The organism is Salinibacterium sp. NG253 (assembly GCF_015864945.1).
Classification (GTDB): Bacteria; Actinomycetota; Actinomycetes; order Actinomycetales; family Microbacteriaceae; genus Rhodoglobus.
Genome location: NZ_JADYWF010000001.1, coordinates 1,966,748 through 1,983,244, shown reverse-complemented (window position 1 = coordinate 1,983,244; position 16,497 = coordinate 1,966,748). Strand labels below are relative to the sequence as shown.

General features: G+C 61.3%; 15 protein-coding genes. 6 read left to right on the top strand and 9 right to left on the bottom strand.

Annotation, left to right across the window (positions count from 1 at the left end; genetic code table 11):
* Positions 1-56: 56 nt before the first annotated feature.
* Genes I6E52_RS09490 through I6E52_RS09470 form a run of 5 tightly spaced genes read right to left on the bottom strand, consistent with a single transcriptional unit; the run spans position 57 to position 5,856 of the window.
* Positions 57-1,100 (bottom strand): ABC transporter permease, encoded by a 1,044-nt coding sequence (locus I6E52_RS09490; RefSeq protein ID WP_197156673.1) that lies wholly within the window; start codon positions 1,098-1,100, stop codon positions 57-59.
* Positions 1,097-2,125, bottom strand: coding sequence for an ABC transporter permease (locus tag I6E52_RS09485; protein WP_197121928.1), 1,029 nt, complete (start codon positions 2,123-2,125; stop codon positions 1,097-1,099). The genes I6E52_RS09490 and I6E52_RS09485 overlap by 4 nt, the downstream gene beginning before the upstream one ends.
* Positions 2,122-3,627: a sugar ABC transporter ATP-binding protein gene (locus I6E52_RS09480; protein ID WP_197156671.1), complete on the bottom strand. Its 1,506-nt coding sequence runs from the start codon at positions 3,625-3,627 to the stop codon at positions 2,122-2,124. The genes I6E52_RS09485 and I6E52_RS09480 overlap by 4 nt, the downstream gene beginning before the upstream one ends.
* Positions 3,624-4,625: an aldose 1-epimerase family protein gene (locus I6E52_RS09475; protein ID WP_197156669.1), complete on the bottom strand. Its 1,002-nt coding sequence runs from the start codon at positions 4,623-4,625 to the stop codon at positions 3,624-3,626. The genes I6E52_RS09480 and I6E52_RS09475 overlap by 4 nt, the downstream gene beginning before the upstream one ends.
* Positions 4,615-5,856 (bottom strand): hypothetical protein, encoded by a 1,242-nt coding sequence (locus I6E52_RS09470; RefSeq protein ID WP_197156667.1) that lies wholly within the window; start codon positions 5,854-5,856, stop codon positions 4,615-4,617. The genes I6E52_RS09475 and I6E52_RS09470 overlap by 11 nt, the downstream gene beginning before the upstream one ends.
* 212 nt (positions 5,857-6,068) lie before the next feature.
* Between I6E52_RS09470 and I6E52_RS09465 the strand changes: the two genes are divergently transcribed.
* The 3 genes from I6E52_RS09465 (at position 6,069) to I6E52_RS09455 (ending at position 10,377) form a co-directional block, all read left to right on the top strand.
* A complete protein-coding gene (locus tag I6E52_RS09465; protein ID WP_197156665.1) occupies positions 6,069-6,830 on the top strand; it encodes a DeoR/GlpR family DNA-binding transcription regulator in 762 nt (253 codons plus the stop codon).
* 116 nt (positions 6,831-6,946) lie between these two features.
* On the top strand, positions 6,947-8,983 hold the full coding sequence (locus I6E52_RS09460; protein WP_197156662.1) for a bifunctional aldolase/short-chain dehydrogenase: 2,037 nt from the start codon (positions 6,947-6,949) through the stop codon (positions 8,981-8,983).
* Positions 8,980-10,377: a rhamnulokinase family protein gene (locus I6E52_RS09455; RefSeq protein WP_197156660.1), complete on the top strand. Its 1,398-nt coding sequence runs from the start codon at positions 8,980-8,982 to the stop codon at positions 10,375-10,377. Before I6E52_RS09460 ends, I6E52_RS09455 begins: the two co-directional genes overlap by 4 nt.
* 86 nt (positions 10,378-10,463) lie before the next feature.
* Here the strand turns inward: I6E52_RS09455 and I6E52_RS09450 are convergent, their stop codons facing one another.
* Entirely contained in the window at positions 10,464-11,456 is a 993-nt protein-coding gene (locus tag I6E52_RS09450; RefSeq protein WP_197156658.1) for a Gfo/Idh/MocA family protein, read from the bottom strand.
* 119 nt (positions 11,457-11,575) lie between these two features.
* Here I6E52_RS09450 and I6E52_RS09445 point away from each other — a divergent pair, with 119 nt between their 5' ends.
* From I6E52_RS09445 to I6E52_RS09435, 3 genes are all read left to right on the top strand, one after another.
* Positions 11,576-12,208: a GntR family transcriptional regulator gene (locus I6E52_RS09445; RefSeq protein ID WP_197156656.1), complete on the top strand. Its 633-nt coding sequence runs from the start codon at positions 11,576-11,578 to the stop codon at positions 12,206-12,208.
* Positions 12,209-12,217: 9 nt separating this feature from the next.
* Complete coding sequence (locus I6E52_RS09440) at positions 12,218-13,534, top strand: alpha-hydroxy acid oxidase (RefSeq protein WP_197156654.1); 1,317 nt, start codon at positions 12,218-12,220, stop codon at positions 13,532-13,534.
* A 115-nt stretch (positions 13,535-13,649) separates the two neighbouring features.
* Complete coding sequence (locus I6E52_RS09435; protein ID WP_307842472.1) at positions 13,650-14,876, top strand: MFS transporter; 1,227 nt, start codon at positions 13,650-13,652, stop codon at positions 14,874-14,876.
* Positions 14,877-14,888: 12 nt separating this feature from the next.
* On the opposite strand, the gene I6E52_RS09430 is transcribed toward I6E52_RS09435, so the two are convergent.
* From I6E52_RS09430 to I6E52_RS09420, 3 genes are all read right to left on the bottom strand, one after another.
* Positions 14,889-15,152: a hypothetical protein gene (locus I6E52_RS09430; RefSeq protein WP_197156652.1), complete on the bottom strand. Its 264-nt coding sequence runs from the start codon at positions 15,150-15,152 to the stop codon at positions 14,889-14,891.
* Between the two features lie 142 nt (positions 15,153-15,294).
* Entirely contained in the window at positions 15,295-16,131 is an 837-nt protein-coding gene (locus tag I6E52_RS09425; protein ID WP_197156650.1) for a M56 family metallopeptidase, read from the bottom strand.
* Between the two features lie 2 nt (positions 16,132-16,133).
* The gene (locus tag I6E52_RS09420) at positions 16,134-16,496 is read right to left on the bottom strand and encodes a BlaI/MecI/CopY family transcriptional regulator (protein WP_197156648.1); all 363 of its coding nucleotides are present in this window, start codon (positions 16,494-16,496) and stop codon (positions 16,134-16,136) included.
* Position 16,497 lies beyond the last annotated feature (1 nt).

Below are 16,497 nucleotides of genomic sequence, written 5' to 3'. Positions count from 1 at the left end.
TGCCTTCCTGTGTGGATTGTGGTGCATTGTGGTTGGGATGGTGAAGCTGGTTGGCGCTAAGCTCCCGCGGAGGCCGCGGAAGCCTTCCCTCGGCGTCGGCGCGAAATTGAGCCAGAGACACTTGCGACGACGACGGAGAAGATGAGGGCAGCACCGGTGACGATGCTGATGGTGTCGGACCCGATTCCGGCGAGCTGCAGCGTCTTGTTGAGCGCTGCGATAAGCACTCCACCAGCCAGCGCTCCAAGCAACGTTCCGCGGCCGCCCCAAATTGAGACACCGCCAAGCACGATTGCCGTGACGACTTGAAGTTCGAATCCGAATCCGTTGGTACCGATCGCGTTGCTGTACTGCAGCGTGTAGTAGACACCGGTCGCTGATGCAACGAGTCCACTCAGCACGAAGAGGATGAGCTTGGTGCGATTGACCCGCACGCCGGAGAACGCTGCCGCTTCCGGGCTTAGTCCGATCGCAAACACACCGCGGCCGAAGGGAGTGAAGTGCAGGAGGACCGCGAATGCGACGACAAGCACCAGGATCGCAACCGTGACGATGGGAAGCGGCGAGCCAAAGACCGGCGAGATTGCGAAGCTGAGCACTTCTTGAGGAAAGTCAGTGACGGCTCGAGTGCCGAGCAGCCCAACAGCGATTCCCCGGAAGAGCGCCAACGTGCCAATGGTCACCGCGAGGCTAGGTAATCCGACGACGGTAACGAGCACACCGTTGAACAGCCCGATCAGGCCCCCGCCCACGATCGCCAGCACGGCAGCCAGCGAGAGAGGAACACCGGCCGCGTAAGACAACCCGAAGATGGCGCTCGAGAAGCCGAGCACGCTGCCGACCGACAGGTCGATTTCGCCCGTGATGATGATCAACGTGACCGGGATCAGCATCAGCAGGATCGGCGCGGAATTCAGGATCATCGTGGAATACGTATACGGCTGGGCAAAGTAGGGCACGGTTGCCGTCGCAATAATAATCAGGAGCACGATCGCCGCGATGATGGCGGTTTCGGTGCGCAACAGCAGTCGACGCCAGAGCGGGCGGCCGTAGCGCTGGTACTTTGCTGCCGCGGCGGGGTCAGTCATGACAGCGCTCATAGTGACTGTCCCTTTCTCTTAGCCTGACGTGTTCGGTTGAGGAACATAAGCCGGTCGAGCACAATCGCGCCGACGATGAAGATACCGACGATCGACTGCTGCCAGAGGCTCGGAACACCAAGAACCGGTAGCGCGCTACTAATGGTGGCGAGGAAGAACGCTCCAAGCGCCACACCCCAGATCGTGCCCGATCCGCCGATGATGGCGACACCGCCGACCACCGCTGCGGCGACCGATTCGAGTTCGTAGCCGGTGCCCACCTTGGCGTCACCCGTGGCGTAGATCGAAAGATAGACGAGCCCGCCGAGGCCCGCGAGCGCCCCACTCGTGACAAAGGCGTTGAGCGTGAGCCGACGTTCACTCAGACCGAAGAGGGTCGCCGCCTCTGGGTTTGAACCCAGTGCATATAGGTTGCGACCCGCTCGCCGGCTCGTCATGAACCAGGCGACCAAGAGCACCACGATAGCGACAATCATCAACAGCACTGGGATGCCAAAGAACTGCATGGTGCCGATCTCGCGGTACTCGGGAGGCAACCAGCTTGACCGGATGAAGTGAGGGCCGATCCACAGGATGGCGATACCGCGGTACGCGTAGAGCGTGCCAAGAGTAATCACCAGCGAGGGCACCTTGAGGAACGCAACGAGCAAGCCGTTGATCAATCCGAGGAAGGCACCGAGCAGGATACCGATCACGACGACGACCGGGATCGGGATGCCGGGAACGTTCGCGAAGAGCCAGCCGGAAAGATAGGTACACAGGCACAAAATCGAGCCGACCGAGAGATCGATATTTCGGGTGATGATGACAATCGCTTGGCCGAGCGCGATCAGAATCAGGATGGTGGGCTGGCGAAGAAGTTCACGGAATCCCCCATCGCTGAAAAGGAACGATGGCTGGATCGCTGTCGTAACCGCGACGAGCGCGATGATGAGCACGATGAGGCTGACTTCGCGAGCGCGGATAATTTTGCCGAACATAGATCGGCCCGTCTCGGTTGGCGGGAGTTTCAGGGTCGTGGTCATGCTGCCACCTCCGGTGCGTGGGTTGCGGCGTACATTACGTTCTCGGGGGTGGCTGCTTCGCGCGAGAACTCAGCCGTAATCCGGCCCTCACGAACAACAAGCACTCGGTCGGCCATTCCCAAAACTTCGGGCAGTTCAGATGAGATCATCAGCAGGGCTACGCCGTTGCCGGCAAGTTCGGAGAGCAGACGATGGACCTCTGCTTTGGTGCCGACGTCGATTCCTCGCGTCGGCTCATCAACAATTAGAAAACTGGGCTCGGTAGCCAACCACTTGCCGAGGACGACCTTCTGCTGGTTGCCTCCGGACAGCATCTGCGCCTCGGTATCGAGAGCGTTGGTTTTTACGTGTAGACGGGCTGCCCAGTTTCGCGCGCTCGGCTCTTCAAGGGTCGACGTGATGATTCCGAAGCGCGCAAGTCGATTGCGGATCGCCATGGTGATATTTGTTTGCACACCGGCCGTCATCGCTAAGCCCTGTTTGCGTCGGTCTTCGGGAACGAATCCCATGCCCAAACGCATAGCGGCTGCGGGGTTTTTGCGGGGCACCTTGGCTCCGCCGAGACGGACAGCCCCGGAGTCGTAGCCGTCAACGCCAAACACTGCCCGCGCAATCTCACTTCGACCGGCACCGACGAGGCCGGCGAAACAGACAATTTCACCCGCACGAACCGTAAAACTCACATCTTCGAACACGCCAACGCTGGTGAGGTTTTCGACTTCAAGGACGGCGTCGCCGATCTCTGCGACCTCTTTCGGGAAGAGATTCTCGACGCTGCGACCGACCATCTGTCGGATGATCTCGTCTTCTGTTACTTCAGCGGTCTGGTTGGTGGCGACGTAGCTTCCGTCACGCATCACTGTCAGCACGTCGCATAGTGCGAATACTTCGTCGAAGCGGTGTGAGATAAAGATGATGCCCTTGCCCTCGTCTCGCAATTGACGAGCGATGCCCATCAACCGTTCGACTTCGATGCCAGAAAGAGCCGCAGTCGGTTCATCCATAATGATCACTTTGGCGCCGACGGAGATTGACTTAGCGATCTCAACCACTTGCTGGTCGGCGATCGACAATCCCCGCGCTTCGCGGTCGGGGTCGATCGGAACACCAAGGCGCAGAGTCAGCTCGCGTGTTTCGCGACGCATCCGGGCACGGTCAAGAAACCCCAACCGGGTGTACGGCTGCCTGCCGACAAAAAGGTTCTCGGCGACGGACAGGTCGGGAAACAATGTTGGCTCTTGGTAAATCACAGAAATTCCCGCGGCCTTAGCCTCATGGGTGTTCTGGAAATCGACGCTCGTACCTTCCATCAAGAATTCGCCGTTGTCGCGGCGGTACAGCCCACCAATGATCTTGACCAGGGTTGACTTTCCTGCGCCATTTTCACCAATGACTGCGTGAATCGATCCAGCATCGAGCGAGAGGTCGGCATCGACGAGAGCTGCGACGGCACCGAACGACTTGGTGACGCCTTTGAGCTCTAATAACGGGGTGTGGGTCATGCTGCATCCACCTCAATCTCGATCGCGTATGAACGGCTTTCGCCCGGCGCAAGACTCGGCAACCTGCCGTTGTCTCGAGCAGCGGAACGGCCCTGAATTTCAGCGGTATTTGCGGGTTCAAGACCCAGAACATAGTGCTTCGTCGCCGTGAGCTTCCATTGGAACAGCGCCGGAAGGGTCTCTGAATGGCGAAGAGTGAAGGTGAGTCCACGAGCGGCGTTAGTGACTCGGGCAACACGGTCGGCGTTTGGCGTGTGCACGTACACCTGTTCGCGTGTACCCGCGACGGGTTCGCCGATCTCGGTGTGCTGGTCAAAACCAGCGACTGCGTCTGCATCGCGCGGTTCAACAGAAGAAGAGGGTATTTCGATGACCGCACCAGCGTCGAGCAGTGGCCATCCGAGATTCACGTGGTACAGAACCATGTGCGGGCTCTCGCTCTCGCCTTCGTTCGTCACCGTGTCTTCGATCCTGAACGACGACGACCCGACGCGCGAAGTAATTCGGCGACGAAGAACAAGGTTCTCGTGGAAGACAGCAGCCTGACGCACTTCACCGGCAATCGTGATCAGCTCGGGAGTAACGGTGACCTCGGAGACGCGGGCCGAAATCGAGCCGATACGTCCGTGCATTCCCGAGACGCCATCCTCGTCATCCGCCGGTGGGCCGAAATTGTCGAGGCCGCACGTCGTAACGAGTCCACCAGCAAAGTTGCGCAGCCATCCGCGCCCCTCGGGTTCGCGGGCCTCGGGCCGGGTGAATCCGGTTGACGACAACCATGCGAGTGGAATTCCGTTTACGGTCGCCGCACCGATGTCGAGCGCACGGTCGGGGTGAACATCAAATTCGAGTCCGCCCCCGTTAACAACACGAAAGCGGCGAGCGCCCCGCGCCGGACCGTCGTCTTCGACGAAACGGTCCACGCGGGCGAATTGATCAATCGTGCCTACGCGAAGGAGGGCCTCATCAACTGAGCTTCCATAAACATCAGCCGACATGACCGAGTTCCTGGTTCCCAGGGCCAAAGTGCTTGAGCATAACGATGTCGTCAGTCGAACTGCGGTTGGTAATCGTGACTCCGGCACGAGCTGCAGCCTCAGAAACAAAGAACTCGTCTTGGCTGAGTTGTCCATAACGAATAACGGTTGCTGCCTGCGCCTCATGTGCACCGAAAGTGCCCGAGCCTTGAACGAAAATGACCCCGTAGGCGTCTTGGTCCGTGATGGTCACCGTCTGACCTGGACGCACGGTGAGCTCTTTCGCGCTGAACGAATCCGAGCGATAGACGATCCAGTTTTCGACATACGCACTTCCGCCATCGGCGTTGGATGCCGTTGTGGGGTACGGGTTCATGAAACGGTTCGAAACGAAGTCCGCGTCAACATTCTTTTCCCAGTCAAGGAGATCGAGCAGGAAGTCATAATCACCGTGGTGCGCTTCAGGCACGTCCTTCCACAGCAGCTCTTCTGGGACTTCCTTGTTATTACTCCAGGACTCGCACATTGCAAACACATCGCTGGCGGATTGCGGTTCGTACGTGCAGATACTCGCGGGGGCGTGCAGAACTCCCGCGGGGATGTCCCATCCGGTGCCGAGCTGGGTGCGGTATCCGAGAGAGAGGTCGGTAATGCGGTTATCTCCACCGTCGGCGAAGCGCATGAGGCGCTCCTTGACCTGGTCACGAGTAATTCCCGGCTGAAATCCGAAGAACGAGATCGGCTGCATGCCGAGGTTGTCATTCATGTGAGGCGAGTAGTAGTAGGCCTCGGGCTTACCGACTTTGTCGACAAGCGCTGCCTTCTCATCCGAGTGATGCACGTGAAATGGCAACGGCATGAGGTTGTCGTAGAACTTGGAATACATCGTCCATGCACCAAAACGTTCCCAGAGGCGTGAACCGATGAGGCCGTCTTTGTGGTGAGCGATGAACTCATCGAACGGCAGGAGTCCGCCGTCGGGATCGACGACGAGGCTGAGCCCCTCGTAAGCACCCGTGAGCGGACCGTTGTCGGCACGGATGGATGACGAAAGCCAGCGTTCATCGATACCGCCACGGCCGTGACCGAGCGGGAAGTAGTCGTCAGGATGAAGGCGGATGCGCTTGCCTGGTGTGCAGAATGCCCGGGGAACCCACGCTGGCGCCAATCGGACGATGCCCTTACCGGCGTCGAGTACGCGATCGTATGCCGTTGCCGATGTTACAACGTTGTCGTAGGCCTCAGCGGTCATCAGCGACGCTCTCCCTTGAAGTTTGCGCGTTACCGGAGTGGCAACGCTGCCAATAATTGTGGGTTCAATGAACCCCGTTTAGGGAATGTAGCACCACGCTAATTGTGTGTCAACGATGGAGATCAACACGTAATAGAAAGCAGGCGAATAAAGGGCATGAACAAGATATTGTTATCTTTAGTCGAATTGGTACCACAAACGAACGGTTGAAAATGGCTACTACGGGCAGTGCTGAATCCGAGGATCGACGCAAGCAACTACTCGATGCCCTCGAGCAAGAGAGCGTTATCCGCCTCACTGACGCCGCCGACTCGCTCGGGGTCTCCGCCATGACCATCCGTCGAGACCTCGCCGACCTTGAGTCCGAGGGGCTACTGCGGCGGGTTCGCGGCGGTGCTATCTCAGTACTTCGCCCTCGCCCGTTTGAAGAACGACGTTCGGTGCGTTCCCGTGCCAAGGAAATCATCGCCGACAAGGCTCTCGCTTTCGTGCCGCGATTCGGTTCAATTGCTCTTGACTCCTCAACGACAGTTGGCATCATGGCGAGCAAGTTGGGGCCGAGGTCAGGCCTCATCGTTGCCACAAACTCCTATCCGACGTACACGACCATCAACGGCACGGTTGGCGTGACTCCGATCCTCATTGGCGGCGAGACCGAAGAATCAACCGGCGCGTTCGTCGGCCCGTTGGCCGTGCAGACCGCGCAATCACTGCGGTACGCACGATTCTTCGCCTCGTCGAGCGCGGTGGTTGCCGAGTCCGGCACCACGGAGGTGTCCCTCGCTGAGGCTCAGATGAAACAAGTCTTCGCCAAAGTGTCGAAAGAGATCGTGCTCTGTGTCGACTCATCCAAGCTCGACCAGGAAGCCACAGCAGCGGCCCTCGAGCTGTCGCAGATCACTGTACTCATCACCGAACTTGCTCCCACCGACAGCCGGCTCGACGAATTTCGCAACTATGTTGAGTTGCGGTAGCCCCTCATGACATCCTTGTGACTTCTTGTGTTATTTCTTGTTATATTTCACAATTGCTCACACGCGGCGTATCATCGTCGATCAGACCCCTTCACAGACGCAGAGTCAGGAGCTCGATGAAGAACTCGACCGTGGCCGAACTTGTTGCTCGAAGCAACGCTTTAGGCAGCGACCCCAAGATCACCAACTACGCTGGCGGCAATACCTCTGCCAAGGGCACCGACATCGACCCCGTTACGGGCGAACCGGTTGAACTTCTGTGGGTCAAGGGCTCAGGTGGCGACCTCGGCACATTGACAGAGTCGGGCCTCGCCGTTCTGCGGCTCGACCGCATCCGCGCCCTAGAAAACATCTACCCTGGCCTCGACCGCGAGGACGAGATGGTTGACGCCTTCGCGTACTGCCTCCACGGCTCCGGAGGCGCAGCGCCCTCCATCGACACCGCCATGCACTCGCTCGTCGATGCGCCCCATGTAGACCACCTCCACCCCGATGCCGGAATTTCAATCGCCACGGCCAAAGACGGCGAGAAGCTGACCGAGACGATCTTCGGCGGCACCGTTGTGTGGGTTGATTGGCGCCGCCCCGGGTTCCAGCTTGGGCTCGACATCGCGGCCATCAAACAAAAGAGCCCCGACGCTATCGGCTGCATCCTCGGCGGCCACGGTATTACCGCTTGGGGAGACACCTCCGCCAAGTGCGAAGAGAACAGCCGCTGGATAATCGATACGGCACAGGCCTACATCGATGCAGAAGGCTCAGAATCCCCGTTCGGCGCTCCCGTCGCCACCAACGCTCCGCTTGCCGAAGATGAACGCCGTACGAAAGCTGCCGCACTCGCCGCAACTATCCGCGGCATCGCCTCACACGACAAGCCGATGGTCGGCCACTTCACTGACGACGCGCGCGTGCTCGAGTTTCTCAGCAGCACCAACGCCCCCAAACTCGCGGCGCTCGGCACAAGCTGTCCCGACCACTTCTTGCGCACCAAGGTCAAGCCGCTGCTGCTCGACCTGCCCGCCAACGCCTCGATCGAGAAGAGCATCGAGCGTCTGAAGGAACTCCACGCGGAGTACCGCAAGGACTACACCGCGTACTACGACAAGTTTGCGACCGACGACTCCCCCGCGATTCGCGGCGCTGACCCGCTCATCGTTCTCATTCCCGGTGTCGGAATGTTCAGCTACGGAGCCAACAAGCAGACCGCCCGCGTTGCAGGCGAGTTCTACGTCAACGCCATCAATGTGATGCGCGGCGCCGAAGCAATCTCCACTTACGCTCCGATCAGCGATGCCGAGAAGTTCAACATCGAATACTGGGCACTCGAAGAAGCGAAGCTGCAGCGGATGCCGAAGCCCAAGTCGCACGCGACGCGCGTCGCTCTCGTGACGGGCGCAGCATCCGGCATCGGCAAGGCGATTGCTACCCGCCTAGCTGCGGATGGCGCCTGCGTGATCATCGCTGACCTCGACCTCGAGAAGGCTCAGGCCGCTGCCGCTGAGATTGGCAACACGGATGTCGCGATCGGCCTCAAGGTTAACGTGACCGATGCTGAGGCAATCGAGCGCATGGTGCAGGATGCCGTCCTCGCCTTCGGTGGTATCGACATCGTCGTGAACAATGCAGGTGTTTCGCTCTCGAAGTCGCTGCTCGAGACCACGGAAAAGGATTGGGACTTCCAGCACGACATCATGGCCAAGGGTTCGTTCTTGGTCTCGAAGGCCACCGCACCCGTTCTCATTGAACAGGCCATGGGCGGCGACGTGATCTACATCTCGTCAAAAAACGCGGTCTTTGCTGGACCAAACAACATTGCGTATTCGGCGTCGAAAGCTGACCAGGCTCATCAGGTTCGACTGCTGGCGGTGGAACTGGGCGAACACGGCGTGAAGGTCAACGGCATCAACCCCGACGGCGTTGTGCGTGGTTCGGGAATCTTCTCGTCCGGCTGGGGCGCCAACCGCGCCAAGACCTATGGCGTTGAAGAAGAAGACCTCGGCAAGTTCTACGCCCAGCGCACGATCCTCAAGCGTGAGGTTCTGCCGGAGAACGTTGCCAATGCCGTATCGGTGCTCACGGGGCCTGATCTCAGCCACACCACCGGTCTTCACATTCCCGTCGATGCTGGTGTTGCGGCAGCCTTCCTCCGATGAACGCCGGGGTAGTAGCTGCGGTTGATCTCGGTGCGACCAGTGGCCGAGTCATGCTCGGCCAGGTGGGTCACAACGAGCTCGCTGTTCGCCCGGTAGCGCGCTTTCCTAATGGTCCTGTGCGCCGCACGGACGGCCTGCACTGGGACATCGATGCGCTCTATTCGAGCGTGCTTACCGGGCTTGCTGCTGCTGTTAGTGATGAGCCACAACTATCGAGCATCGGCGTTGACTCGTGGGCGGTCGATTACGCGCTGATGGCGGGCGGGCACATGATTGCTCCCCCGTTCCACTACCGCGACGAACGCACCGCTGTTGGCATTGAGCGCGTGCACGCGATTGCCGATCACGCCGAGCTGTATGCCTCGAACGGGCTCCAATTTCTCGCCATCAATACGCTCTATCAGTTCGCCGCCGAAGAGAATCTCGCCGACGCCGACGGCTTCCTGCTGGTGCCCGACCTCATCAATTACTGGCTGACAGGGCGACAGGTTGCTGAACAGACAAACGCATCAACAACGGGTCTGCTGAACATCGCGACCGGTCAATGGGATGACGCGCTCATCGAGAAGCTCGGATACTCCCGCAGCCTCTTCCCCGAGCTGGTTACTCCCGGCACAACACTGGGGCCGGTGCGCGACGAGCTCGGCATCCGTGCCGACGTGATCGCCGTTGGATCGCATGACACGGCATCCGCTGTAGTGGCTGTTCCGGCAACGAACGACGACTTCGCGTACATCTCGTGCGGAACGTGGGGCTTGGTGGGCGTCGAACTCAACTCCCCCGTGCTCACCGAAGCAAGCCTCGCCGCCAATTTCACCAACGAGGGCGGCGTCGACGGGCGGGTGCGTTACCTGCACAACGTCATGGGCCTGTGGCTGCTGAGCGAATGTGTGCGCGAATGGCAGAAGGATGACGCCAGCGTCGACCTTCTCGAACTGTTGGCTGCGGCATCCGCTCTCACGACAACGGTGCCGATCTTTGACGCTAACGACCCGAGTTTTCTTGCCCCGGATGGCATGCCCGAGCGCATCGCCGCCTGGTGCATCGAACACGATGTGCCAGCGCCGCAATCGCGCGTGGAGTTTGTGCGCAGCATCATCGAAAGCCTCAGCGTTGCTTTCGTGGATGCCGTCCACACGGCCTCAGACCTCTCCGGAAAGTCGGTGTCGGTCATCCATATCGTCGGCGGTGGCTCGCAGAACGAGTTGCTCTGCCAACTGATCGCGGACCGCAGTGGAATGCCGGTGCTCGCCGGCCCCGTGGAAGCCACGGCCATTGGCAACGTGCTCGTTCAGGCGCGGGCTCAAGGTTTCGTCGAGGGCTCGTTGGAGGCGTTGCGTTCGCTCGTCACCACCGCGTTCTCGCCCAAGCGCTACCTTCCGCGTTCGCGCTAGGGTCCGCGCTTTCGTTTAACAGCACAGCGCCTGCCACCGTTCGATTCGGCAGCAGGCGCTGTGTTGTTAAACCGCGTTAGCGCGCGCTAGCTTTCGTCGAGCATCGGGTAGGTAAGCCCGATCTGGCGGCGGATCTCGTCGAGCGTGTGCATGATCTCGATGGTCTCGCTCGGCGACAGAATATCGTTGGCGATCTCGCCTGCGGTGACGAGCCGTTCAAGTTCTGCGGCCTGAAATTGCATGCCGCGACCGGTGACGGTGCCATCGAATTCTTCGACAACGTTGCCCTTTCCATCGAAGCGCGTGTAGGTCGTGGGCGCGTACCAAGTCTCGGCGATTTCGATGCGGCCTTCGCTGCCGACGATCACGGCGCGCGTGGGGCCTCGCAGATCGAGGGTGGTCTGGATAACCGCTTGGGCTTCGTCGCCGTAGCTGAAGATCATCGAGGTCTGGCGGTCGACATCCGTCACTGTCTTGGTGGCGACGGCCACGATGCTCGTGGGGGCGCCGAGGATGTCGTAGGTGAATGACACGGGGTAGATACCGAGGTCGAGCAGCGCTCCACCGCCCAAGAGCGGGTTGTTCAGGCGGTGCAGCGGATCCATTGAGATGTTCTGGTTGTGGTCGGCTATCACACTGCGGATCTTTCCGAGCGCGCCCTCGGCGATGAGCTGGCGGATGCGCACCATATGCGGCAGGTAGCGCGTCCACATGGCTTCGAGCACGACAAGGTTCAGTTCGGATGCCCGGGAGACGACGTTCTCCGCCTGGGCAGCGTTCATCGTGAACGCCTTCTCGACAAGCACATGCTTGCCGGCGTTGAGGGCCAGCAGCGCGTGCTCTTCGTGGAACGGGTGGGGAGTAGCGACGTAGATGGCGTCAACGTTGGGGTCGGCAACGAGGTCTTCATAGCTGCCGTGAGCGGTCGGGATGCCGTACTCGGCAGCGAACTTGTCGGCCGATTCTTGAGTGCGTGATCCAACTGCAACGACCTTGTGGCCGTGCTCGTTCAGGTCACTCGTTTGCAGCGTTGCGATCCACCCGGTGCCCAAGATTCCCCATGCCACTTGCTTCGTCATGCCATCTCCTTTGTTGCGCACGAAAACATACGTCGCCAATGTAGCAGGGGCCTATTTCACTTTGTCTTACATTCTGTTAGATTGTTTGACAATCCGAGTCAATGAAGAGGGAGCGCACCTTGATTGAAAACGCCGCAGTGCTCCCCGAGACCGTTGCTCAGAAGCTTCGCGCCGACATCATCGCCCAGCGCGATGCCCCCGGATCGGCCATCACCGAGTCGGCCGTCGCCCTGCGGTTCGGCGTGGCCCGCCCCACCGCACGCATCGCCATCGACCGTCTGGTCGCTGACGGCATCCTGCGTCGCGAAGCCCACCGGGCCGCGCGCGTGCCCGAGCTCAGCTACGACGACGTGCTCGACCTCTTCGACACCCGCTCCATCGTGGAAACTGCCGCGATGGGCGCCCTCGCCGAAGCCGGCGCGATTCCGGCAGAAGCGCTGGCAGCCCACCGGGCGCTTACCGCCACCGATGATTTCGCGCACCACGACATCCAATTCCACCGCGCGCTCGTCGCCGGTCAGCCCAGCACGCGCCTCACTCGCCTGCACGAACTGCTCATGGGCGAAGTCGAGTTGTGCATTGGGCAAGTTCAATCCGCCCACCTCATCACCGCTCACGAGGTAGCCGAGCAACACCAGGGCATCCTCGATGCGATCACCGCCGGGGATGCCGCCTCAGCGGAGCGCCTCACCCGCGACCACATTCTGGGGGCGCGCGATCGCCTCCTCACCCACCTCGACACCTCCAACTAAAGGAACCCCATGGTTAAGCGTCAGTTCCCGAACCCCATCGAGCTTGCCAAGCTCATGAAGTTCAAGGCACCAGAACTCAACGGCAAGAAGCGCCGTCTCGATAGCGCCCTCACGATTTATGACCTCAAAGCCATCGCTAAGCGCCGCACCCCCAAGGCCGCCTACGACTACACGGATGGCTCGGCCGAAGGCGAAATCTCGCTCAGCCGTGCGCGCCAAGCTTTCGAAGACATCGAGTTTCACCCGTCGATCCTTCGTGACGCCTCGAACGTCTCGACCACGACCCAGATTCTCGGCGGCACCTCCGCGATGCCCTTCGGTATTGCGCCAACGGGATTCACGCGCCTCATGCAAACCGAAGGCGAGATTGCGGGCGCGGGCGCAGCAGCGGCAGCGGGCATTCCGTTCACCCTCTCGACGCTCGGCACGACATCAATTGAAGACGTGAAGGCCGCGAACCCAAACGGTCGCAACTGGTTCCAGCTGTACGTCATGCGCGAGCGCGAAATCTCGTACGGACTCGTCGAACGTGCGGCAGCTGCCGGCTACGACACCCTCATGTTCACCGTCGACACCCCCATCGCCGGCGCCCGTCTTCGGGACACCCGCAACGGATTCTCAATCCCGCCGCAGCTGACTCTCGGCACGATCGCTAATGCGATCCCCCGCCCGTGGTGGTGGTTCGACTTCCTCACGACTCCCCCGCTGGAGTTTGCCTCGCTCTCGTCCACCGGCGGCCGCACCGTCGGTGAACTGCTCAACTCGGCGATGGATCCGTCGATCAACTACGAAGACCTCAAGGTCATCCGCGCCATGTGGCCGGGCAAGATCGTCATCAAGGGAGTGCAAAACCTTGAAGATTCGAAGCGCCTTGCCGACCTCGGTGTTGACGGCATCCTGCTCTCGAACCACGGTGGCCGCCAGCTCGACCGCGCGCCCATCCCGTTCCACCTCCTGCCGGAGGTCGCCCGCGAGGTCGGCAACGACGTCGAGGTGATGGTGGACACCGGCATCATGAACGGTGCGGATGTCGTGGCCTCGATGGCGCTGGGAGCCAAGTTCACGCTCATCGGCCGCGCCTACCTCTATGGCCTCATGGCCGGAGGTCGCGAAGGCGTCGACCGCACGATCGAGATTCTCTCCAGCCAAATCGTGCGCACTATGAAACTGCTCGAAGTCACCAGCATCGAAGAGCTCGAGCCCAAGCACGTCACCCAGCTGCAGCGCCTGGCTCCCCGTGCCGTAGCTCCCAGTGCAGCCGCTGCGGTTCCTGCCAAGCGCGCCGCACCGAAGAAGCCCGCGGCCAAGAAGCCTGCTGCCAAATAACTAGGCCACTCGCGCCGCAGGTTGTGGTGGGTTGCCGCGCGAGTTCTCTGTCCCCGCCGGGTCTGGCTTCTGACGTTCGTCAGCTAGCACCCGGCGGGGCATAGGGTTGAACACCGTGACTCAACCTTCTCTCGCAACTCCGCCGCCTGTGTGGCGCGCACCCGGGATGCCCGCGCTGCTGGTGTTGACGGCGGCAGGATTCGGTGGGTTCGTTGTTCTCATTCCTGTCGCTCCGTTGTGGGCGATTCAGGGCGGCGCGACAGAAGCCGGCTCGGGCTGGGTCAACGGAATCCTTCTGCTCGTTACCGTGATGACGCAACCCTTCGTGCCTCGCCTTCTGGCGCGATTGGGCACAGGGCGAGTGCTGGCTGCGGGGCTCGCGCTGCTCGGGGTTCCGCCACTGCTGCTGCTTGTCTCTGATCAGCTGGCGTGGATTCTCGCGATTTCAGCAGTGCGCGGGGTCGGCTTCGGCATCCTCACTGTCACCGGGTCGACCGTGGTGGCGAACCTCGTCGATCGCACCCAGCATGGCGCCGCGGTCGGCATCTACGGTGCCTCAATTGCGATTCCGCAAATTCTGCTCGTGCCAGCCGCGACACTCCTTGCCGACGCCGTCGGCTTCTGGGCGGTCTTCGCTCTCGGCGCGCTCCCCCTTCTCGGCATCAGCTCGGCACCCCGGCTGGCCCGTATTTTGCGCGAGCAAGCAGCCGAGCGCGAACTCCTACCAGCCACCGGTGCGACGCCAATCGCTCCCCCACCCGGCGGCAAATCTGCCAGATGGATGCTCGCCGTCACGCTCCTGCGCCCCATGATGCTGCTGAGCGGCGTCACCCTTGCCGGCGGCGCCTTGATCACCTTTGCGCCGCAAATGAGCTCGTCGGCAGCGGCAACCGCAGGCTCTCTCGCTCTGCTTACCCTGAGCGCCGCTGTGACCCGGTGGGCCATTGGTGGGCTCTCTGACCGTTTCGGCGCCAACCGCTTCCTGTGGCCCCTCGTCATCATCGCGGTCGCGGGTCTGCTCGCGATTGCCGCAGCCGTGCAGAATCCCGCCGCCACCGGCATCCTGTTGTTCCTCGTCGGTATGACCCTCGTCGGCATTGCCTACGGCGGCCTGCAAAACCTGACTCTCCTGATCTCGCTTGCTGCCGTTCCGCGCAAGCAATACGGCACAGCCAGTGCCGTCTGGAATATCGGCTTCGATCTCGGAACGGCTCTCGGTTCCGTGCTCATCGGAACCCTCGCCACGGCGTTCGCTTTCTCGCCCGCCATTCTGGTGGCCGCAGCAATCACGCTGCTAACCCTGCCCCTCGCGTTTCTCCGCGGCCCGAAAGTCGCTGAGTAACGCCGCTCGGATCTAGGCGGCGCCTGGCCGGTGCGCGATAAAGGTGGAGCGAGTGTGCGAACGGCGAGGAGGCGTCTCGGCACGCAGCAGTGCGAGGCTCGCGATCACTGCCGTGAGCGCTGACACGCCCAGAGTGAGTGTGGGAAGTGGCGGGAGGCCCGAGACGATAACGAGCTCAGGACCGACTCCAGCCACAAGCAGCCAGACGGCTGCTGCGGCTGCGGCGGTAAGGCTCGCGAGAAGAACGATGACCCAACCGAGTACTTTCTTGTTCATTTCTGCCCCCTGCTTTCAGCTCTGCCTGGTTAATGCGACTGTGTAGCGTGAGCGAAAGCCTGAGACTTTCTCTCTACTTGAACGCTAGACCCCTATTGGGGGCCAAACTAGTCGTCATTAATGCGGACTAGTTCCCAGCGGTTTAGGCGAGCCGAAGCAGTCGAGCCCGTAGTTCCTTTGGCGTCGATTCGGGCATTGCTGAGGAGAGTTCGCTGCGCTGGGGTAGCGCGCCACCTTCGGAGACGATGGTGATGGCGCGGGCGAGGCTGCCTCGGCCGACGTGTACGAGGGCATTATCGTCGGCGTGCATTTCGAGCAGGAGGGCGACTTCACGGGAGGCGTTGCGGGCGGTGGGTAGCCACGGGAGGGAAACTTTCCAGGCGGTGAAGAAGATCAGCACGATGTCGTGGCGCAGACGCACGTGGGCACGTTCGTGTTCGATGACCGCTTGGAGTTCTTCTTCGTCGAGCAATTGCAGCAGTCCGGCGCTCAGCACGGTGATGGAGGTGAGGGCACCGGGGAGGCAGTAGGCCACGGGGGCTGGGGTATTGATGAGTCGCGTGCCGGGGCGGTCGGTCATCGGTTCGCTCAGCAGGGTGATGAGTTGGGAGTGGCGCGCACGCTCACGCTCCGCGTAGACGACGGTGACGAGGAGATTGAGCAGCAGGTGCGCAGTGAGGAAGAGAGCTCCCGAGAGTGCGAGCAACGACCACACCGAGGAACCTTCGGGGAGTTCGTTGTGGGTGACGAAGCGCCACATGCCGGTTGCGGCATCCGGAAGATCGGTGGCGAAGGTTGCGGCCCCGAGCAGCACGAGGGAGCCGATCATGCTGAAGCCGCCCACGAGGGCGACGAGTTGCCAGACGAGCAGCCCGAGAGTTGGACGACGGTAGGCCCAGGTGGCACCCGTAAGCAGTGCGGGCAGTGGCCACGCCAGCAGCACTGCGACGAAGCCGAGTGTGATCGCGGCGGCAACCACGGTTATCGTCCGGCGAGAATGCGGCGGAGGGTCTCGGCTTCTTCGCTCGTGACCTGCCCGACGAAGCGTTCGAGCACTGCGGTGCGGTCGCTGGCGCCACCGAGCACTTCGTGCATGAGGTCTGCCATGTGTTCGGCGCGCACTGATGCGGCGCGGTAACGGTGCGGGCGCACGTCACGTTCGCGCACCACAAAGTTTTTCTTCTCAAGTCGAGAGAGCACGGTGAGAATGGTGGTGGCGGCGAGCTCGCGCCCGGATGATGCAGGGGATGCCAGAGCAGCCTGCAGGTCGTAGGCCGAGAGGCTTTCAGTGCTCGCCCACAGCAGGTCCATGACACTGCGTTCGAGTTCACCCAGCGAATTCATG